This window comes from Sorangium sp. So ce448 (assembly GCF_051520915.1).
In the GTDB taxonomy this organism is placed as follows: Bacteria; Myxococcota_A; Polyangia; order Polyangiales; family Polyangiaceae; genus Sorangium; species Sorangium cellulosum_B.
Genome location: NZ_CP150343.1, coordinates 10669487 through 10688535 on the forward strand (window position 1 = coordinate 10669487; position 19049 = coordinate 10688535).

A 19049-nucleotide genomic window follows, 5' to 3' on the forward strand; every position below is an offset into this window, starting at 1 on the left:
CGGCGCGGCCATCGGGCGGAGAACGGCGACGAACAGCGATCGCCCCGGCCGCCAGGCGGGCTGGGCAGTGACGCGCGGTCAGAGCGGGTGGACCAGCGGCGGGCGCAGCCAGCGGCCCGAGAACGGGCCCGTGAGGTAGAAGCGATAGTGAAGGAAATACGGCTCTTCGTCGGAACCACAGAAGACGACGGTGGATCGCAGGAAGCGGCCGAAGACGTCGTCGCCGGGCTCCGCAGATGGCCTGTGGCCGATGGCCGGCGCGGGCACCGCTGGAAAGCGGGGCGGCGCGCCCTCCGAGAACCCGCGCGGCAAATCGCACGGCGCGGGCGGAAGAGGCACGCGCGGCGCGCCGCCGCCCCGGTCCGGGTCGCCCGCCTCCTCGGGCGGGACGTCGGTGGCAGCCGCGACGCAGCCCGCCGCGGCGCTCCCCCACGAGGAGAGGAGAACCAGCACACACCACGCGCCGACGCTCGCCCTGGGCACCGTCCTGCCTCCGTCCGAGAAGCGCGAGGTCCGCGGAGCGCCGGCGGTCGTGGCCGGCACACCGCGCCTGCGCGAACGCCGGAGGAGCAACAGCGGTGCCGCGCTGCCCGCGAAGCAGGGGCGCACCGGGCGCGCTCGGGGGGAGCGACGGCGGCGAGCGCGCTCGTGGGACGGACGGTCAGACGTTGAAGAGGAAGTGCGCGACGTCGGCGTCCTGGAAGACGTACGTCTTGCCCTCGACGCGCAGCTTGCCTGCGGCGCGGATGGCGGCCTCGGTCCTGTGCTCGACGAGGTCGTCCACCTTGTAGACCTCCGCCCGGATGAAGCCCTTCTCGAAATCGGTGTGGATGACCCCCGCGGCCTGCGGCGCCGTGCAGCCGATCGGGATCGTCCAGGCGCGGATCTCCTTGGGACCGGCGGTGAAGTAGCTCTGGAGGCCGAGCAGCCGGTAGGCCTCGCGCGCGAGCGTCGAGAGCGCCGGCTCCTTCATGCCGAGGCTCTCGAGCATCTCCTTGCGCTCGTCGGGCGCGAGCTCGTTCAGCTCCGCCTCGAGCTTGCTGCAGACAGGCACGACGCCGCTGCCCTCGGAGGCGGCGCGCTCGCGCACCTTCGCCGCGAGCGGGCCCGTGCCGGAGACGTCGGACTCGTCGACGTTCGCCACGTAGAGCACCTTCTTCGCCGTGATCAGGCCGAACGTCTTCACGACCTTCCGCTGCTCGTCGTCGAAGGAGAGCCCGCGGACGGGCTTGCCGGCCTGGAGCGCCTCGAGGCACTTTTCCATGAGCGCGATCTTGGGGAGGAGCTCCTTGTCGCCCTTGGCCTGCTTCCGCGTGCGCTCCAGCATCCCCTCGAGGGAGCCGAGGTCGGCCAGCATCAGCTCCGTCTCGATCGTGTCGATGTCGCGGAGCGGGTCGACCCCACCGTCGACGTGCACGACGTCCGCGAGCGTGAAGCAGCGGACGACGTGGAGGATGGCGTCTACCTCGCGGATATGGCTCAGGAATTTGTTCCCGAGCCCCTCGCCCGTGCTCGCGCCGCGCACGAGCCCGGCGATGTCGACCACCTGCACCATGGCGGGGATGATCTTCTCGGTCTTGATGAACTTCGCGAGCGTCGTGAGCCGGTCGTCAGGGACAGGGACGGCGCCGACGTTGGGCTCGATCGTGCAGAAGGGGTAATTCTGCGCCTCGGCCTTGGCGGCCGTCAGCGCGTTGAACAGGGTGCTCTTGCCCACGTTGGGCAGTCCGACGATGCCAACCTCGACGCTCATGGCGCGCACGTCTAGCACAGGCAGGGTCGCGCGGCCCGGCCCCGTGGGCAGCACCGTTCCAGCGAGATTCCCGGTTTGCCCGCGCCGCCGTCCGCCGTCAGCGCCGCGCGCGGCCGGGCGCGCGGAGGGCGCCGGCGAGGTGGTCGACGAACGCGCGCACCCGCGCGGGCAGGAAGCGCGACGGGAGGTACACCGCGACGACCTGGCGGCGCACCGGGAGCCACCCGGCGAGCACCTCGCGCAGCCTGCCCGCGGCGACGTCGGGCGCGGCGAGGTACGCGGGCAGCTCGGCCAGACCCAGGCCGGCGCGCGCCGCCTCGAGCACGGCGAGGACGCTGTCGCTCGAGAAGACCGCGGGCAAGCGCGCCGTCGCCGCGGCGCCGCCGGGCTCGACGAGGCGAAACGCGACGTGCGACGCGCCGCCCGCGCCGTAGCGGAGCCCGGCGTGAGATCCGAGCTCCGCCGCGCCGCGCGGCGCGCGGTGGCGGCGGAGGTAGCCCGGGCTCGCGTAGAGCCCGCGCCGGTCGTCCTCGAGCGGCCGCGCGACGAGCTCGGCCGGGAGCGCGGAGAGCATGCGCACCGCGACGTCGATGCGCTCCTCGACCAGATCGGCGAGCCGATCGCCGCAGCGGAGATCCACGGTGACGCCCGGGTGCTCGGCCTGGAAGCGCGCGCAGAGCGGGGCGACGCGGCACGCGCCATAGACCGCGGGCGCCGCGACGCGCAGCGGACCGCGCACCGCCTGGTCGCGCGCGGCGATGTCGCGCTCGAGCGACTCGACGTCGGCGAGGAGCTGCCGGCCGCGCGCGACGTACGCTTCGCCGAGATCGGTCAGCGAGACCCGGCGCGTCGTGCGCTGCACGAGCTGCACGCCGAGCCGAGCCTCGGCGCGGGAGACGGCCTTGCTCACCGCCGAGGGCGTGAGACCCAGCCGCGCGGCCGCCGCGGAGAACGAGCGCAGATCCGCGATCGCGACCAGGAGCCGCAGCGCGTGCGCGGCCTCGGACGGGTCGATTGATGAACCGAGCTCATGAATCCTCGTCTTCACGCGTCGATTGTACGCTCCGGGGCGCAGAGTCACCGCGCGCGAAGCTCCGCACGAAGGAGCCGCCGGATGAGGCGCGCGCTGGGCCATCGACCCGGGGCCCCGGCGAGGGGAGATCTCGCAGCCGAGGAGCCGGCGGCGCGCGTGCGATGCGGGGGTGTAATCAGCGGGCGAGCGCCCGGAGCCGCCGCGCCGCGATCGCCGCGATCGCAGGGTGGAGCACGAAATGCTGGCGCCCCGCGTCGGCGGCCTGCGGGGCAGGCGTCAAGGTCCCGTCGCGGAGGCCGCGCACCGCGCGACACATGAGCTCGAGCCCGACGCGCTCGACGCGCCTCATCACGGCCGGGTGGTCGTCTCCGGGCTCGAGCGCGAACCGCTCGACCAGCACGACGGGCCCGGTGTCGACGCCCGTGTCGATGAGGTGCACGGTGACCCCGAGCTCGGGCAGGCCGTCCTCGAGGAAGGGCCACAGCGCGACGTTCATGCCACGGTACCTGGGCAAGACGCCCGCATGGGCGTTGAGGACACCGATCCTGGGAATCGCCAGCAGCGGGGCGCGAAGCAGGCCGCCGCCCGCGAACACGATCAGGTCGGGCGCGACGGCCCGGAGCGCGGCGAGCGACCGGCCGTCGTTGTGGTTCTGGACCACGTGGAACCGCGCGCCGATCGCCGCAGCGACGTCTCGCAGGGACGCCCCCGGGAGCCCCTCCTCGGCGGCGATGTCCCGCACCGATCGCTCCCCCTCGCGAGGGGACGAGAGGCTGCCGACCAGGACCTTGCCGGTGACCTTGGCGAGCACGCGGCCGGGCGTGGTGAGGCGAAGCTCGTCGCGGAGCCGGTCGAGCTGGTAAGGCGCTCGCAGAAGGACGTCGGTCAGCTCGATGCCGTCGGTGCGACCGAGCCGCCACGCGAGCAGCCGCGCGTACATGCTTGTATGCACGGGCGCTAGGAGCGCGATGCGCATTGCGCCTCCAGCGCCGCAAGGGCGGATTCGACGTCACGGAGCGCCGCGGCCCAGTCCGCGGCGACCTCGGGTCCGACCCGCCGCGACATCCCCGGCGCGAACCGATCCACGAGCTTGAGGGCAGCGTTGAGCAGCCGCCAGTCACGGCGCGCCGGCGCCTGCCGCGCGAGCAGCGAGCAGACCGCGGCGCGCTCACGCGCGACGCCTGCGCGATCCTGCGGCGGCTCGATCTCCGCCAGGGCGTCGCCGCGACGCAGCTCGACATGACGAAGCAGCCGCTCGAGCACCTCGGCTCCCCGAGCGTCGCCCGCGGCGAGCGCCGCCTCGATGTCGGCGCACGCGCCGGCGCGCCACCGGCGCTGCTCCAGCGCCGGGCGGAGAGCGCCCTCGGCGCGCGCCGGCGCGGCGCGGGTCACCCCGGACGCCGCCCGTCGCAGCGCGGCCTCGAGGCGGCTCCGGCGCTCGCGGCCCCGGGCGGGATCATCGAGCCACACAGCGGCGGCGCGGACACCCGCCAGCACGCGATCGCGCAGGGTCACGGCAAGCCTCCGTCGATCGCGATACGCACGCTGCTCCCGTCAGGCCCACGAGCGCCTCTCCGCTCAACCAGAGATCGTCCTGACGCAGATGCCCAGACGGCAGCGTGAGGACACCGTTCTTGAACAACCAGTAGGGACTCCATCGATCCTCGCGGAAGCAGGCGAGCTCCCGCCAGGCGATCCCGTCGCGGCTCGCGAGGACGGCCGCCGTGTCGCGGTGAACCCCGGCGCCGCGCTCGACGACCGTGAGCGCGATGAACACCGGACCTGGGAGCTGGGCCCCGTACCACGCCGAGGCGGGGATCGCACAGCCCACCTCGAGGGCGAGCGTGCGTCGATCGGCGCGGCATGCATGGTTCTGCGTCACCTCGGAGTCGGTCAACCAGCACACGTGGTCCGCGGTGAAGAACAGCTGCACGGCGCGCCAGCGCTGCATGCCGTCCCCGAACCTCTCGATCGTGCGGAACCAGTCGCGCGTTCGCCACAGGTAGCACTCGCCGTCGAGATCACCGGTGGTCACCCACGCCGCGCCGACGTCGAACGGCTCGGCGAAGATGCCATGAACATGCCGCACCGACCCCGCTGAGAACTCGTGGGCTACATCGACGCGGTCGCCGTCCGGGGCGACCCGGTGAACGCGCACCGGGCCACGGCCCTCGTTCCTCGTGTACTCGCCGAGGTACGCGGCGCCGAGAGCGTCCTCCGCGATCCCGCGGTGCAGGACGCAGTCGCCATCGATCGCGCCCAGCGGCGCCGGATCGCGCCCTCCTCGAGCCGGTAGATCGTCCCCGCGCGAACCCCGATGACGACTCCGCGGGACGTGCGGTACACATTGCACTTGTCGGCGCGCGCCGCCCGGACGAGCAGGCGCTGGAACGCCACGGCGTCACGCGGCATCGCCGCGGGAAACCGGCAAAACGGCTCAAACGCGCCGACGCCGCGGGCGCGGCGCAGCACGACGCGCCCATGGTTCGCCCAGACCGTGCCGTCGGCGTCCATGTGGTGCACGGTCGAGACCGCCGGAGCCCGCTCCCGTACCGAGACTCCCAGCGCGAGGTGATCGCTGGAAGGCGTCGGGGTGATGGCGCGAGCCGGCAACATCGTCAGCGCGGCGCACGCTAGCACCCGCTCGCGCGAGCCGGCAAGCCGGAGCCCGGCGCCATGGCGCACGCGCGCCGCGCTCGACGCGAGGTGCAGCCGAGGTGCCTTGACGCCGCTGCGCCGAGGCGCCCGGCTCAACCGAAGAACGAGGAGATAGCGGCCGCCACGCGGGCGACCTCGTCGCCTGTGAGCTCGGGAAAGATGGGGAGCGCGAGCGTGTCGCGCGCCGCCGCCTCAGCGACCGGAAGTGAGCCCTCCGGCGGGCCAAGGCGCGCGAAGCACGGCTGGAGGTGGAGCGGCGCGGGATAATAGATCTCGGTGCCGATGCCCTGCTCCGCGAGCGAGCGCCGCAGCGGATCGCGCAGAGAGGCATCCTTCAGGCGAATCACATACTGATTGAACGTGTGCCCTGCAGCGCCGGCGTCGGGCAGCGCGAGGGGCAGATCTCGCCCGCCGAGCAGCGCGGCATACCGCGCGGCGTGCTCGCGCCGCCGCTCGAGGAGCGCGCCGAGCCGCGGGAGCTTGCGCCGGAGGAGCGCCGCCTGGAGCGCGTCGAGCCGGAAGTTGCCGCCGACGCAGGTGTGATGGTGCTTCTTCCGAGCGCCCTGCGCCCTGAGCGTCCGGAGGCGCTCCGCGAGCTCGTCGTGATCGGTGGTCACGAGCCCGCCATCGCCGAAACCGCCGAGGTTCTTCGTCGGGAAGAACGAGAAGCACCCCATGAGCCCGAGCGCCCCCGCGCGGCGGCCGCCGCGCTCGGCGCCGAACGCCTGGGCCGCGTCCTCGATGACCGGCAGGCCGCGGCCGCCCGCGATCGCGAGGAGCTCGTCCATGGGCGCGCAGCCGCCGAAGAGGTGGACGGCGAGGATCGCCCGGGTGCGCTCCGTCAGGGCGCGCGCCGTGGAGGCGGGGTCGAGGTTCAACGAGCCGGGGAGCACGTCCGCGAAGACCGGCGTGGCGCCGGTGCGATGGATGGCGCCCGCGGTCGCGAAGAACGTGTAGGCGGGGCACACGACCTCGTCGCCCACGCCCACGCCGAGCGCCATCAGCGCGACGAGCAGCGCGTCGGTGCCGGAAGAGACGCCGATCGCGTGCCGGACGCCGAGGTACGCGGCGCACTCCGACTCGAAGGCCTCGACCTCCGGACCGAGGATGTAGTGGCCGCTCCGGAGGACCGACTGGAACACGGCGGAGAGCTCGTCCTGCATGGCGAGATCGCCGCGGGCTCGATCGAAGAAGGGAACAGGCGCGGTCATCCGTCGGTGTCCTCCGGGGAGAGGGGATCGCGGTAATGGCGCGTGGCCGCGGCGCGGGGCCGGGCGAGCGGCGCGTCCTCGTCGAGGTCGAGGCAACAGACGATGTCGCCGTGACGCTCGTAGCGAAAGCCGCTCTCGGGGCAGCGCAGGAGGCCGTCGCGCGAGGCGACGAGCTTGTGACCGTGGCGGCTCATCCAGCCGGTACGCCGGGCCGGCACGCCGGTGACGAGCGCATAGTCGGGCACGTCGCGCGTGACGACCGCGCCGGCGCCGACGAACGCATGGCGCCCTATCGTGACGCCGCAGACGATGGTGGCATTGGCGCCCACGGTGGCGCCGCGACGGATGCGCGTCGTGTCGAGGAACGCGCGTCGGTCGATCGGGGCGCGCGGGTTGACGACGTTGGTGAGCACCGCGGACGGGCCGAGGAACACGTCGTCCTCGACCAGCGTGCCGTCATAAAGAGACACGTTGTTCTGGATCCGGACGCCATCGCCGATGACGGCGGTGCCGGCGACGAAGACGTTCTGGCCGAGGACGCAGGCGCGGCCGATCCGCGCCCCGGCCGAGACATGGCAGAAGTGCCACACCTTCGTCCCCTCGCCGATGTCGCAGGGCTCGTCGATGCACGCAGACGGGTGCGCGAAGAAGGGCTTTGCGGGCTCGCTCATGGCGCCCTGTCCGCGGGGTGCGCAGGGCCCCTGGAGCCACCCTCCGGCAAGGCCCCCAGCGCGCCGCCTGCCGGAGGCACCGGCCAGATCCCCCAGGCGCCGCGCGTCGCGAGCGGCGGTCCGGCGAAATCGATGACGGGCGGCCTGACGCGCCCGATGAGGTAAGCGGCGCCCAGGCCGGCGGCGCGGCGCGCGAGCGAGGCGGGGTCCTCGAAGCTCGAGCGGACAGGCGGATCACGGGGATCGATCGAGCGATCGGGGTACACCCCCTCGGGACGCCCCAGGGCGGCGAGCGCCGCGAGGTGGCCATAGTCGGCGACCTCGAGGAGGAGCGGCGCGGAAGGAGGCGTGAGCTCCGCGGCGACGCGGCCGATGGCGACCTCGTCCCTCCGCGGATTGAAGTGCTCGCGGCGCAGGTGCGGGCGGAAGAAGGCGCCGAGGGCGAGCACCGCCAGCAGCGCGCCGCCGAGGGCGCGCCGCACGCCGGCCGATGCGCCCAGGAAGGCGCGCGCCGAGAGATCTCCGACGGCGAGGGCGAGCAAGAGCAGCGCGAGGAGGGTCGCTCGCTCGGGGTGGTGGGTGGGCGCGCCGTCGCGCACGAGGGCGAGCGAGAGCGCCGCGAGCTGGAAGGCGGCGACGGCGCCGGGGAGCGCGTACGGACGGGCCGCGCGAAGGAGCGGTGGAAGCGGCCGGGCCGCCCCCGGCGCAGCGCCGCGGCGGGCGCGCCATGCGACGAGGGCGATGGCGACGGGCCACACGAAGAGCTCCGGCTCCTCGCGGACCATCGCGGCAGGGTACGCGAAGAGCCGCAGCAGCGAGCCGTCGCCGCCCGGGCCGATCGCGTTGCGGTAGGAGGCGACGCGGGCCAGGAAATACAGCGCGTCGCCGTGAGCGACGCGGTTCCACGCGATCCACGCGGCGGGCCCGGCGAGCGCGACGAGCGCGGCGAGCGCGAGCTTCGCCTGCGCGCCGCGGCCCTGGCCGAGGCGGGCGGCGGCGAGCAGCGCCATCGCCGCGAAGGCGACGGCGACGGACCAGGGTTCGTAGCGGGAGAGCGTCGCGAGCACGAGCGCGACCGCGCCAAAGAGGGCGCGCCCGGCCGGAGGCGCAGGCCCGACCGGCGGCGTGACGAGCGACGCCACCGCGAACAGCGAGAGGGCGGCGGTCGGCAGCTCGGGGACCGTCGCCACGCCGAGGCACGCGCTCCAGGGGAAGGCGCCGGCGAGCAGCGCGCCGGCGAGCGCGGCGCGGCGATCACCCGTGATCCAGCGGGCGGAGAGGTGGACGAGCGCGGCCGAAGCGAGGCCGAGGGCGAAGGCGATGGCGCGGGCGACCTCGAGGGTCGGCGCGAAGACGCGCCCAAGAACGCAGAAGAGCGCGCCGTTGAGCCAGAAAGGGACGGGCAGCCAGCTCGTCCCCGTCGGGTCGAGCCGGGGCGCGTGGGCCCACGCCTGCGCGAGGACCACGCGCGCGAAGTCGTCATCGCTCACCGCCCGGAAGCCGAGCGCGAGGACCAGGGCGGAGACGATCGCCTTGGCGAGGGCGACGAGGGCAAGGTCGCGCGCGAAAGGGACGGAGACGGCCGATGCCGCCTCCACGGACGGCCTCGCGTCGAGCGCCCTACCCGCTTCCCTCCCCGGCGCGGGGGCGGGCCCTAGCACGCGAGCCTACTTTTCCTGGGATTTCTCGAACTCGCGCAGCTCGCGGTCGCCTGCCGACGAGAGGTAGGCGAGCGACACGCTCGTCGCCATGAAGACGGCGGCGCAGACGGCCGTGAGGCGGGTCATGAAGTTGCCAGCGCCGCGGCCGCCGAACACCTGCGCCGTCGCGCCGCCCATGGCCGAGCCCATCCCGCCCCCGCGGCCCTGCTGGAGGAGCACGACGAGGATCAGGAACAGACAGACGAACACGTGCACGATGTTGAGGAACGTGTGAAGCATCGGCGTCTTTCAGCTGGGTGAGTCTGGACCGCGCGAGGGGCCCAAGGGGCAAGTGGGCCAGGGGGCAGGCCGGCGCTCCCGTGGCGAGACGGGAGCGGCCTGCGATCTACCCCTGTTCCGCGCGCTCCGCCAGTCGGTGAGCAGCGTCGACGATCTTGGCGAAGCCAGCGGCGTCGAGCGAAGCCCCTCCCACCAGCGCGCCGTCGATATCGTCCTGGGCGAGCAGCGCCTCGGCGTTGTCGGCCTTGACGCTGCCGCCGTAGAGGATGCGCGTGACGCCCGCGAGGTCCTCCGAGGCCTTCGCGAGCAGGCCACGGATGAACGCGTGCACCTCCTGGGCGTCCTCGGCGCGCGCGACCTTGCCCGTCCCGATCGCCCAGACCGGCTCGTAGGCGATGACGCCGAAGCCGGGCTGCTTCGCGAGCTCGTCGAGGACGGCGCGGACCTGCCGCTCGACCACGGCGAGCGTCTCACCCGCCTCGCGCTGCTCGAGCGTCTCGCCGACGCAGACGATGGGGCGCAGCTCGGCGGCCATCGCCGAGGCGACCTTCCGGGCGACCGACTCGTCGGTCTCGGCGAACAGCTGCCGCCGCTCGCTGTGCCCGAGGATCACCCAGGTCGCGCCCGCGTCCTTGAGCATGCCCGAGGAGACCTCGCCGGTGAACGCCCCGGAGACCTCGGCGCTCATGTTCTGCGCGGCGATGCCGACCTCGCTCTTCGCCTCCGCGAGCTCGTGGGCCACGGCGGCGATCGCCGTGAACGGCGGAGCGACCACCACCTCGGCCCGCGTGAGCTCGCGCGTCGCCTTGGCGACGGCCGCCGAGAGAGGACATGCGTCCTGGCCCCCGGCGTTCATCTTCCAGTTGCCGGCGATGAGCGGACGACGCGAGGCCGCCCGCGAGGCGGCGCCCGCCTCCGCGGACGTGCCCCCATCGTTCACGGGCTTCACTCGCTCACCTCGGCCGACCGGAGCGCCTCGACGCCCGGGAGACGCTTGCCCTCGATGAGCTCGAGCGAAGCGCCGCCGCCGGTCGAGATGTGATCGAAGCCCTTGGCGATGTGCTCGCCGGCCTGCTTGACCGCCGCCGCGCTGTCGCCGCCGCCGACCACCGTGAAGCCGGAGGCGCCGCTCATGATGCGCGCGACGTCGAACGTGCCCTTGGAGAAGGCCGGCGTCTCGAAGAGGCCCATCGGGCCGTTCCAGAACACCGTCTTCGCCCGCTCGATCGCCTGGCCGAACTGCTCGATCGAGCGGGGGCCGATGTCGAGCGCCATCGTGCCCTCGGGGATCGCGTCGACGGACGCGGGCGAGCCCTGCGTCGCGTCGATGCTCGAGGCGACGACGGCGTCGACGGGCAGGAGGAGCTGGATGCCCCGATCGCGCGCCTTGCTCATGATCGTGCGCGCCAGCGGGAGCTTGTCCTCCTCGATCCGGCTCTTCTGCAGGTTCTTGCCCTGCGCGGCGAGGAAGGTGTTCGCCATCGCGCCGCCGATGCACAGGGTGTCGACCACGTTGAGGAGCGCCTCGACGACGTCGATCTTGTCAGAGACCTTGGCGCCGCCGAGGACGGCGACGTAAGGCTTCTCCGGGCGATCGACGAGCCGGGTCAGCGCCTTGAGCTCCTTCTGGAGGAGGAGGCCGGCGGCGCGCTCGCGCATGAGGCGCGGCAGCGCGTGCACCGACGCGTGGGCGCGGTGCACGGCGCCGAAGGCGTCGTCGACGTAGACGTCGCAGAGCTCGGCGAGCTGGCGCGCGAACCCCTCGTCGTCCTTCTCCTCCTCCTCGTGGAAGCGGAGGTTCTCGAGGAGGCAGATCTGGCCCGCCCGGAGGTCGTAGATGACCTTCTTGGGCGAGTCGCCGACACAGTCGTCCGGCAGGTGGACCTCGTAGCCCGTGAGCTCACTGAGCCGCCCCCCGCACGGCTCCAGCGAGAGCCCCTCGGTCTTGCCCGGCTTCGGGCGGCCGAGGTGCGACGCGAGGATCACCTTCGCGCCCGCCTCCATGACGAGCTTGATCGTCGGGATCGCCTCGCGGATGCGCGAGTCGTCCGTGATCTTGCCCGTCTTCTTGTCGAGCGGGACGTTGAAGTCGACGCGGATGAAGACGCGCTTGCCGCTGAGGCCGGCGGCGTCCCCTGCGGCGGCGAGGTCTTCGACGGAGCGGATTCCGGTGAGCTTCACGGAGCTAGACGCCCTTCCTCGCCACGAGCTGCGCGAGGTCGATCATGCGGTTCGAGAAGCCCCACTCGTTGTCGTACCAGGAGAAGATCTTCGCGAAGCGATCGCCGAGGACCGACGTCATGGTCGAGTCGAAGGTGCTGGACGCGGGCGAGCCGATGAAGTCGCCCGAGACGAGCTCCCGATCGGTGTAGTTGAGGACGTCCTTCATCGGCCCCTGCTCGGCGGCCTGCTTCATCGCGGCGTGGATGCTCTCCTTCGTGATCGGCTTCTCGGTCTCGAGGGTGAGGTCCACGAGCGAGACGTCGACCGTGGGGACGCGGATCGCGAGCCCGTCGAACTTGCCCTTGAGCGCCGGGATGACCTCGGACAGCGCCTTCGCGGCGCCGGTGCTCGAGGGGATCATGTTGACCGCGGCGGCGCGCGCGCGGCGCAGGTCGCCCTTGCGGTGCGGGATGTCGAGCAGGTGCTGGTCGTTCGTGTACGAGTGGACCGTCGTCATCAGGCCGCGGACGATGCCGAAGTTGTCGAGCATCACCTTGGCGATGGGGGCGAGGCAGTTCGTCGTGCAGGAGCCGCACGAGATGACCGTGTGCTTCTGCGCGTCGTAGAGCTCGTCGTTCACGCCCATCACGACCGTGAGGTCGTGGCCCTTGGCCGGCGCGCTGATGATCACGCGCTTGGCGCCCGCGTTGATGTGGCCGGCGGCCTTCGCCTTGTCGGTGAAGAGGCCCGTGCACTCGAGGACGATGTCGACGCCGAGGCTCTTCCACGGCAGCTCGGCCGGATCCTTCAGCGCGAGGACCTCGATCTTCCGATCGCCGATGCTGATGTGCTTGTCGCCGTGACCGACCTTCGCCGCCTTGAACTCGCGGTGGATCGAGTCGTACTGGAAGAGGTGGGCGAGCGTCGCCGGATCCGTCAGGTCGTTGATGGCGACCAGCTCGATATCCTTCACGCCGCGCTCATAAAGCGCGCGGACAATGCAGCGTCCGATGCGCCCAAAACCGTTAATTGCGATCTTCGTCGCCATCGCGAACTCCTGGGAAAGTGGCCGGCGCGAGTCGTAGTCACCTCGCGCGCGACGGTCAAGCAAAGCCTCAGCCGCGGGGCGCCGGCGACGTGGAGCGCCGGCGGCGGCGGGGCCGCGGCCGGCTGGCCGGAGCGGCGCCTCGCCGGGAGGGCTTTCGGTCGGTATTTGGGGTGTTTTCGGTCTGTGGGAAGGGGAGCGCCGGCGCGCTCGGGCGCTGTCGCGCCGGGCGCTGTCACGCCGGCGTCACGCGCGGCCGCGGATCAGACGCCGAGCTCCTTGAGGAGCTTCTCCTTGCTCGCGACGCCGGTGTACGAGCCCGCCTTCTCGCCGCCCCGGAACAGGATGCACGTCGGAACGGCGCGGACGTTGTATTTCTGGGCGAGCTTGGGCGCCGCGTCGATGTCCAGCTTGCCGACCTTCAGCGTTCCCTGGGACTCCGCGGCGATCGTGGCGACGATCGGCGCGAGCTGCTTGCAGGGCCCGCACCAGGTGGCCGTGAAGTCCACGAGCACCGGGATCGGGGAGTTGATGACCTCGGACTCGAAATTCTCGTTGGTGAGGGTGACGACGTGCTCGCCTGCCATGATTGTCTCCGTCGGTGCCGCGCTGTTCATGTTCGGGGCCGCGCCTGGGGTGCGCGGGGCGCGCCCCGTGAGTTGACCGAGGCCGCGCCGGCCTATCGGCCCGATGCAGAGCGGACCGCCCTGTCGGGAAAGGAAAGTACCCGGCGCGCAGGCCTCCGGCAACCCACAAGGCGCTCGCGGCGCCCCCCGCGGAACCTTCCGCCTGCGCCGTCGTTTTGGTAGATCGCCGGGCGCCGGAGCGCCCGTGCTGGCCGACGCAGCGGAGGCCTGAGCGCGAGCGGACGCCCGCGGACCCGGCGCGCGGCGCTGCACGGCGCGCACGACCCCGCGTGCGAGCGCCCGCTCGCGCGGCGCCGAGCCAGGATGGCCCCCCGAACCCTCATCATCACGCCGACGTACAACGAGCGAGACAACCTCGCCGAGTTCGTGAGCTCCGTCTTCGCGACGGCCCCGGAGGCGCACGTGCTCGTCGTCGACGACGCGTCGCCCGACGGGACAGGCGCCCTCGGCGACGATCTCGCCGCGCGCGACGGGCGCGTCCGCGTGCTCCACCGGGCGGCGAAGCGCGGGCTCGGCACGGCCTACCTGGAGGGCTTCCAGCGCGCGCTGGACGACGGCTACGACGTCGCGCTCGAGATGGACGCCGACCTCTCGCACGACCCGCGCCACCTGCCGGCGTTCCTCGACGCGATCGCGCGGGGCGCCGACGTCGTCCTCGGCTCGCGCAACATGCCGGGTGGCGGCGTCGAGGGCTGGGGCCTCGGGCGGCATGTGCTCTCGAAGGGCGGCTCCCTCTACGCGCGGACCATCCTGGGCGTCGGCATCCGCGACCTGACGACCGGCTACAAGGCGTTCACGCGGCGCGCGCTCCTCTCGCTCGATCTCGGCAGCGTGCGCTCGAACGGCTACGCCTTCCAGATCGAGACGACCTACCGCGCGCTGCGCAAAGGGCTGCGCGTGGTCGAGGTGCCGATCGTGTTCGTCGACCGCCGCGCAGGCCGCTCGAAGATGAGCCGCCGGATCTTCGCCGAGGCGATCGTCGAGGTCTTCCGCCTGAAGCTCGACGCCGCGCGCGGTCGCATCTGATCGCGCCGCCCCGCCGGAGCGCGAGCGCGCGCCGCGCTCAGCGCTCCCCAGCGCGAGGCGGCCGCGAGGCGGCGCGCGTGCGGCCCGGCTCGTCGAGCTCCTCGTCGAGCTCCTCGTCCAGCGCGACGTCGCCGTCGTGGATGCGCGATCGACCGGGGGCCTCCTGCTCCTCGAAGCGCACGCGCGCCGCCGCGGCCTGACCGCGCTGGGCCGTGTCCTCTGGCGCCGGGTGCCCGCGGACGACGCGTGTGGCGCGGCGCAGCGCGAGATCGGCGACCCGCCCGGCCCTGCGCACGTTCGGCGCGGCCTTCTCGCGCAGCACGCGGCCGAACACCAGGGACAGCAGCGTCAGCACCGTCGGGACGATCACCCCGAGCGCGAGGCCGACGGCGATGCGCGCGACGGTGAGGCCGAACAGCGCGGCGACGAGCGGCAGGCCCACAAGGCCGCGATCGAGCGACGGGCGCCCCTCGTGCCGGCGCGCGCGCCGCTCCTCCTTGCGCGCGCGCTTCTCTTCCTTGCGCTCGTCCTTGCGCGTACGCCGCCCTTCCTTGCGCGTGCGCCGCTCCTCCTTGCGCGCCCCGCGCTCCGCGGAGCCCTCCGCGGGCTCGCCAGCGCGCGCCGCCTCGGGGCGCGCGCCGCCCGCTTCGAGCCCCGAAAGGAGCGGAGCGATGCGCGCGGCGCGGCGGTCCGGGTCAGGCTCCAGCATCGCGGAGAGCGCCCGGACGAGCCGAGGATCGGCGCGATCGCCGAGGGCAGCGGGCACGTCGATCGCGAGCCCTCGGTGCGGCAGGTTCTCCGGCTCCTCGCCGGTGAGCAGGCAGAGCGCGGTCGCGCCGACCGCATAGACGTCCGACGCGGGCAGCGCGCGGCCCTGGAACTGCTCCGGCGCCATGTACCCGAACGTGCCGACCACGGTGCTCCCGCCCTCGGGACGCATGCGATCGCGGACCGCGCCGAAGTCGACGATCGCGAAGGAGCCGTCGGGCCGGCGGATCACGTTGTTCGGCTTGATGTCGCGGTGGATGACCGGCGGCGCGCGGCCGTGCAGGTAGTCGAGCACACCCGAGGCGTCCCGCAGGAAGCGGAGGATGTCGTCCCGCCCGAGCACCGCGCGGCGACGGCGCATCGCGCCCAGGCTCTCGCCCTCGATCTTCTCCATCACCAGGAAGAGCGCTCCGTCCTCCTCGAAATGATCGAGATAGCCTGGCAGGCTCGGGTGCGAGAGCGACGCGAGCACCCGGGCCTCCCGCTCGGCGAGCTCCACGCTCTTCCAGCTCGATGCGCCGCGGATCTGGAACCGCTTGATCGCGACGAGCTTGCCGAGCCGCTTGTCGACCGCCTCGAGCGTGTGTCCCTGAGCCCCTTCGCCGAGGGCGCGCGTGATCACGTAGCGCCCGTCGCGCAACGCCTGGCTCGGCTCGGCACCCATCGAGGGAGCGAGAGTACACCGCCCGGGCAACGACACCAGGTCGAAGCCGCGCCTGGGCGCCCGCGAGCGCGCGCGAACTTCCGAGCGCCCGCGCCGCTCGCGCGGCCCGCGCCATGCGCTCTGCTAGAGTCGCGAGCGATGTCCCTGATCCTCGCCGTGCTCGGGCTGTTCGCCGCGCTGTACCTGCTGTCGGGGCTGCGGCAGATCAACCAGTGGGAGGCCGCGCTGCGCTTCACGCTCGGCAAGCTGACCGGCCGCGTATCGCCCGGGGTGACGCTCTTCCTCCCGGGGATCCAGGAGCTGCGGCGCATCGACACGCGGATGAAGAACCGCGATCTCCTCCAGCAGATGGTGATCACCCGCGACAACGTGACCACGATGGTCGACGCGGTCGTCTATTACCGCGTCGTCGATCCGGAGAAGGCCACGCTGGCCGTCGAGAACTACGAGAACGCGATGAAGGATCGCGCGAAGGTCGTGCTGCGCGACGTGGTGGGCGAGACGCGGCTCGACGAGCTGCTCGCGCACCGCGAGGAGGTCGCCGCCAAGGTGCGCGCGCAGGTCGAGGCCGTGGCGGCCGCGTGGGGCCTGCACGTGGAGATGATCGGCCTCCAGGACATCGCGCTGCCGCCCCAGATGCAGGAGGTGCTCGCGAAGGGCGCGATCGCCGAGCGCGATCGGCGCTACGTGGTCATCAAGAGCGAGGCCGACGTGGAGAGCGCGAAGAACTTCGCGGAGGCGGCGGGCATCCTCGCGCGCTCGCCCGGGGCGATGGAGCTGCGCCGCTTCGAGGCGCTGGCGAACCTGAGCCAGGGCAACACCAAGGTGATCTTCGACCTCGCGAAGCCGTACGACGACGTGCGGCACGCGGCGGTCGCGATGGCCGAGGCGGCGGCCACCGAGGCGAAGCCCGTGCGCGTCCAGCAGGGGCAACGCCCGGTCGACGCCGAGGCGCAGCGTGAGGCCGAGGCGGCCCTCGAAGAGGAGGCGGCGCTCGAGGAGCAGCGGACGGCGCGGCGCGGGCGCATGGGCGGGGCGTGATCCCGGCGCTGACCGCGCTCAAGGCCGCGGTCGCGGCGCTGCTCGAGGCGCGCGGCGAGCGCGGGCTCTCCACCCTCGTCGCCGGCGGGGAGCTCGCGCTCGCCGCCCCGCCCCAGCGGTGGACGCTGGGGTCGCGCGAGGTGAGCGCGTCGCGCCTCTCGCTGGCCGTCGACGCGCCCGAGTTCGCGGCGCTCACCGCGGATCCGAGCCGCCTCGCGGCGGTGAAGGAGGCGTTCGCGAGCGCGGTCCGCACGCCGGAGACGGAGCTCGCCGATCTGTCGCTGGTGCTGCGCCTGCCCGGCGTCGGGCGCGGGTGGAGCCAGATCTACCGGGAGGCCGCCCTCCCGGCGGCGCCGGAGCGGCCGTCTCCGGACGCGGTGCTCGGCGGCGCGGCGGCCCTGCTCGAGGCGTCGGGCGACGCGCGGGGCGCGGCGATGCTCCGCCGCGCGCGGCTCGAGGAAGCGCAGGTCGCGGGCGGCGCGGGCAGCGCGGGCGCCGCGCTGGTGCGCTGCGTGGTGCGGCTCGAGCCAGCGGATCGCGCGGCGCTCGACCGCGACGTCGAGCGCGCGGAGCGGCTGCGGCGGGCGGTGCGCGACGCGGGGACGCGCGCCTCCGAGGCGATCGCGTCCGTGGAGCTCGCCACGGCGCTCTACCCGCTCGGCGGAGCGGCGGCGCCGGAGGCCCGGCTCGCGCGGGCGCTCGCGGCGCGCGGCGCGGTGGCGGTGACCCTCCGCCGCGGTGACGGGCCGGAGGGCGAGGGCGTGGAGCTCGCGGTCGTGGCGTCCGGCGAGCTCATGCGCGTCCGGATCACGGCGGCCCCGGTGCGCGAGCACGGCGGCTGGAGAGCCGAGGGGATCCGCGCGATCACCGTCACAGCCGGGGACCTCGCGACGCCGGAGCGGACGGAGGAGCTCGCCGCGCTGCTCTGCGGCGGCGGCGAGCTCCCGTGACGCGCAGCGGTCAGCCCCGCGCCAGACGCTCTCGGAGGAAGCCAGTCGGCCACATCGGCTCATGGCGACGGGGAACGTACGACGACATCCACAACGACGTTTGAGAGAGGACGTCGATACACGCAGCGCAGGCGACTGCGGGCGTGAGAACACCCACGCTTTCCTGGATGATGGTCGCTTGTTCGTCGCTGATTGCGACGTCGAGCGCAGGGATCAGCAGGCTGCTTCGGCGACGAGACCCTGCGCTCACCGCTCCGCCGGGCGCTCGGCGAGCCACGCCGGATATCCCTTCGACTCAGCGGACGTGAGGCCGAGGTCGGGCACCTCCACGAACACCGCGCGGCCCACGGCGTAGAGCGCTTCGAGCAGGATCGCTGGCGGACCGAACGCTTCGAGGCCCAGCGACCACGCCGCCGGAGCAGCCGCGCCCTCGCCTTCCGCCACGGCGACGCGCGTCAGCTCGACAGCACACCCGGCTCCGGGGTACGCGCCGTCCATCACCTCGACGGCGCCTCCGCCCATAAGCCCGAACATCCTCACACGGCGCTCCTTCGTGAGGGTCGTCCACCCGCTTTCATCGGCGTCCGTCGACGGGAGGGTGAGCTTCGTCCACCGCTCCAGCTCACCCAGCACCGTGGGAGAGAGATGGATGGATCCAAAGGCGCAGACCCGAAACTTGACCTCCAGGCCCTCCGGCCGCCCGCCGCGCTTCTTGATCCCGAGATCGGCGCGCCGGAGACAGCGGTAGCGGTCATGCCGGGGCGCCTCGGAGAACGCACGCGAGAACCACGACACGAGCCGCGCCGCCCGAGCGTCATCCGCAGGCAGAAACCAGCGGACTTCGATGCTCTCCCGGATGTCCATGGCGTCCTCCCGGCCGCACGCTGGCGGCGCGTCCGCACCACCGCCGCCATGATGGCAGAAACGGGGGCACGTGCCGCCGGCGCGGCGAAGGTAGGATCTCAGGTCGGGCGGCCTTCCGCCGGAGCACGCACGGCTGCAGGCGGGCGAGCGCCTCCGCGCGCACCGCAGCGCGTCTCCGGCTCAGGCCTTCGACGACGCCCGGAACGAGTCGGACACGACCTTCTTTGCAAAGTCGATGATCGGCTCCCTGGGGACGTTCTGGATCGCGTACTTGACCGCGTAGCCGCCGGCGAGGACGGTGAGCTGGCGCAGGATCTTCGAGCTGGCGAGCACGCCAATCGCAAACGCCGCTCCGCCGATCGCGATCGGGACGATGTACGGGACGTCCTTGACCTTGGTCTGGATGTCCTTGGCGAATTTCAGCAGCATATCGAGGCTCACGGCGCCCTCGACGCCCTGCGTCTGCGGCGCGCCAGGCTCGTGAGAGCCGGACTCCTGCGAGCCGCCCTCGTAAATCCCGTTCTTGTACCCGCCCGAAGTGTACTGGTCGTTACTGATGCTCATAGCGCTCTACCTCGTCCTGAGATGATGAGCCACGGAAGTGGCGATAGCTCC

At 72.9% G+C, this 19049-nt stretch carries 21 protein-coding genes; 3 read left to right on the forward strand and 18 right to left on the reverse strand.

The features are described from left to right. Positions 1-78: 78 nt before the first annotated feature. The 15 genes from WMF45_RS40240 to trxA form a co-directional block, all read right to left on the reverse strand. Complete coding sequence (locus WMF45_RS40240; RefSeq protein ID WP_437711343.1) at positions 79-483, reverse strand: hypothetical protein; 405 nt, start codon at positions 481-483, stop codon at positions 79-81. A gap of 178 nt (positions 484-661) precedes the next feature. Next, complete coding sequence (gene ychF, locus WMF45_RS40245) at positions 662-1753, reverse strand: redox-regulated ATPase YchF (RefSeq protein WP_437711345.1); 1092 nt, start codon at positions 1751-1753, stop codon at positions 662-664. A 97-nt stretch (positions 1754-1850) separates the two neighbouring features. After that, on the reverse strand, positions 1851-2801 hold the full coding sequence (locus tag WMF45_RS40250; RefSeq protein ID WP_437711347.1) for a LysR family transcriptional regulator: 951 nt from the start codon (positions 2799-2801) through the stop codon (positions 1851-1853). A 160-nt stretch (positions 2802-2961) separates the two neighbouring features. Beyond that, a complete protein-coding gene (locus WMF45_RS40255; RefSeq protein ID WP_437711349.1) occupies positions 2962-3738 on the reverse strand; it encodes a formyl transferase in 777 nt (258 codons plus the stop codon). A 5-nt stretch (positions 3739-3743) separates the two neighbouring features. Then, positions 3744-4301 (reverse strand): hypothetical protein, encoded by a 558-nt coding sequence (locus tag WMF45_RS40260; protein WP_437711351.1) that lies wholly within the window; start codon positions 4299-4301, stop codon positions 3744-3746. Continuing rightward, a complete protein-coding gene (locus WMF45_RS40265; protein WP_437711353.1) occupies positions 4243-4944 on the reverse strand; it encodes a hypothetical protein in 702 nt (233 codons plus the stop codon). Before WMF45_RS40265 ends, WMF45_RS40260 begins: the two co-directional genes overlap by 59 nt. Continuing rightward, the gene (locus WMF45_RS40270; protein WP_437711355.1) at positions 4899-5540 is read right to left on the reverse strand and encodes a hypothetical protein; all 642 of its coding nucleotides are present in this window, start codon (positions 5538-5540) and stop codon (positions 4899-4901) included. Before WMF45_RS40270 ends, WMF45_RS40265 begins: the two co-directional genes overlap by 46 nt. Then, complete coding sequence (locus WMF45_RS40275; protein ID WP_437711357.1) at positions 5537-6655, reverse strand: DegT/DnrJ/EryC1/StrS family aminotransferase; 1119 nt, start codon at positions 6653-6655, stop codon at positions 5537-5539. The genes WMF45_RS40270 and WMF45_RS40275 overlap by 4 nt, the downstream gene beginning before the upstream one ends. Next, the gene (locus WMF45_RS40280; protein WP_437711359.1) at positions 6652-7326 is read right to left on the reverse strand and encodes an acyltransferase; all 675 of its coding nucleotides are present in this window, start codon (positions 7324-7326) and stop codon (positions 6652-6654) included. Before WMF45_RS40280 ends, WMF45_RS40275 begins: the two co-directional genes overlap by 4 nt. Continuing rightward, complete coding sequence (locus WMF45_RS40285; protein WP_437711361.1) at positions 7323-8924, reverse strand: hypothetical protein; 1602 nt, start codon at positions 8922-8924, stop codon at positions 7323-7325. The genes WMF45_RS40280 and WMF45_RS40285 overlap by 4 nt, the downstream gene beginning before the upstream one ends. Positions 8925-8993: 69 nt before the next feature. After that, complete coding sequence (secG, locus tag WMF45_RS40290) at positions 8994-9266, reverse strand: preprotein translocase subunit SecG (RefSeq protein ID WP_437711363.1); 273 nt, start codon at positions 9264-9266, stop codon at positions 8994-8996. Between the two features lie 106 nt (positions 9267-9372). Beyond that, positions 9373-10206 carry a triose-phosphate isomerase gene (gene tpiA, locus WMF45_RS40295; RefSeq protein ID WP_437540035.1) on the reverse strand — a complete coding sequence of 278 codons (834 nt, stop codon included), beginning with the start codon at positions 10204-10206 and terminating at the stop codon, positions 9373-9375. Positions 10207-10211: 5 nt separating this feature from the next. Continuing rightward, positions 10212-11447 (reverse strand): phosphoglycerate kinase, encoded by a 1236-nt coding sequence (locus WMF45_RS40300; RefSeq protein ID WP_437711365.1) that lies wholly within the window; start codon positions 11445-11447, stop codon positions 10212-10214. Between the two features lie 4 nt (positions 11448-11451). Next, entirely contained in the window at positions 11452-12477 is a 1026-nt protein-coding gene (gene gap, locus WMF45_RS40305) for a type I glyceraldehyde-3-phosphate dehydrogenase (protein ID WP_272102749.1), read from the reverse strand. A 260-nt stretch (positions 12478-12737) separates the two neighbouring features. Continuing rightward, positions 12738-13061 carry a thioredoxin gene (trxA, locus tag WMF45_RS40310; RefSeq protein WP_437711367.1) on the reverse strand — a complete coding sequence of 108 codons (324 nt, stop codon included), beginning with the start codon at positions 13059-13061 and terminating at the stop codon, positions 12738-12740. A 363-nt stretch (positions 13062-13424) separates the two neighbouring features. On the opposite strand from trxA, the gene WMF45_RS40315 reads away from it, so the two are divergent. Beyond that, positions 13425-14147, forward strand: a complete 723-nt coding sequence (locus tag WMF45_RS40315; RefSeq protein ID WP_437711369.1) for a polyprenol monophosphomannose synthase — start codon at positions 13425-13427, stop codon at positions 14145-14147. Between the two features lie 37 nt (positions 14148-14184). Here the strand turns inward: WMF45_RS40315 and WMF45_RS40320 are convergent, their stop codons facing one another. Next, positions 14185-15579, reverse strand: coding sequence for a serine/threonine protein kinase (locus WMF45_RS40320; protein WP_437711371.1), 1395 nt, complete (start codon positions 15577-15579; stop codon positions 14185-14187). A gap of 138 nt (positions 15580-15717) precedes the next feature. Between WMF45_RS40320 and WMF45_RS40325 the strand changes: the two genes are divergently transcribed. Then, positions 15718-16620 carry an SPFH domain-containing protein gene (locus WMF45_RS40325; RefSeq protein WP_437711373.1) on the forward strand — a complete coding sequence of 301 codons (903 nt, stop codon included), beginning with the start codon at positions 15718-15720 and terminating at the stop codon, positions 16618-16620. Beyond that, entirely contained in the window at positions 16617-17570 is a 954-nt protein-coding gene (locus WMF45_RS40330; protein ID WP_437711375.1) for a hypothetical protein, read from the forward strand. Before WMF45_RS40325 ends, WMF45_RS40330 begins: the two co-directional genes overlap by 4 nt. Before the next feature lie 246 nt (positions 17571-17816). Here WMF45_RS40330 and WMF45_RS40335 read toward each other — a convergent pair whose 3' ends face one another. Together WMF45_RS40335 and WMF45_RS40340 are read right to left on the reverse strand one after the other, a co-directional pair. Beyond that, the gene (locus WMF45_RS40335) at positions 17817-18434 is read right to left on the reverse strand and encodes a hypothetical protein (RefSeq protein WP_437711377.1); all 618 of its coding nucleotides are present in this window, start codon (positions 18432-18434) and stop codon (positions 17817-17819) included. A 180-nt stretch (positions 18435-18614) separates the two neighbouring features. Then, a complete protein-coding gene (locus WMF45_RS40340; protein ID WP_437711379.1) occupies positions 18615-18998 on the reverse strand; it encodes a hypothetical protein in 384 nt (127 codons plus the stop codon). Positions 18999-19049: the final 51 nt, after the last annotated feature.

Excerpts from the sequence above, each read along its gene's own strand:
- WMF45_RS40320 (WP_437711371.1), bottom strand. The coding sequence starts at position 15,579 with ATGGGTGCCGAGCCGAGCCAGGCGTTGCGCGACGGGCGCTACGTGATC.
- WMF45_RS40325 (WP_437711373.1), top strand. The coding sequence starts at position 15,718 with ATGTCCCTGATCCTCGCCGTGCTCGGGCTGTTCGCCGCGCTGTACCTG.
- WMF45_RS40315 (WP_437711369.1), top strand. The coding sequence starts at position 13,425 with ATGGCCCCCCGAACCCTCATCATCACGCCGACGTACAACGAGCGAGAC.
- secG (WP_437711363.1), bottom strand. The coding sequence starts at position 9,266 with ATGCTTCACACGTTCCTCAACATCGTGCACGTGTTCGTCTGTCTGTTC.
- gap (WP_272102749.1), bottom strand. The coding sequence starts at position 12,477 with ATGGCGACGAAGATCGCAATTAACGGTTTTGGGCGCATCGGACGCTGC.
- WMF45_RS40280 (WP_437711359.1), bottom strand. The coding sequence starts at position 7,326 with ATGAGCGAGCCCGCAAAGCCCTTCTTCGCGCACCCGTCTGCGTGCATC.
- ychF (WP_437711345.1), bottom strand. The coding sequence starts at position 1,753 with ATGAGCGTCGAGGTTGGCATCGTCGGACTGCCCAACGTGGGCAAGAGC.
- trxA (WP_437711367.1), bottom strand. The coding sequence starts at position 13,061 with ATGGCAGGCGAGCACGTCGTCACCCTCACCAACGAGAATTTCGAGTCC.
- WMF45_RS40335 (WP_437711377.1), bottom strand. The coding sequence starts at position 18,434 with ATGGACATCCGGGAGAGCATCGAAGTCCGCTGGTTTCTGCCTGCGGAT.
- WMF45_RS40340 (WP_437711379.1), bottom strand. The coding sequence starts at position 18,998 with ATGAGCATCAGTAACGACCAGTACACTTCGGGCGGGTACAAGAACGGG.
- WMF45_RS40275 (WP_437711357.1), bottom strand. The coding sequence starts at position 6,655 with ATGACCGCGCCTGTTCCCTTCTTCGATCGAGCCCGCGGCGATCTCGCC.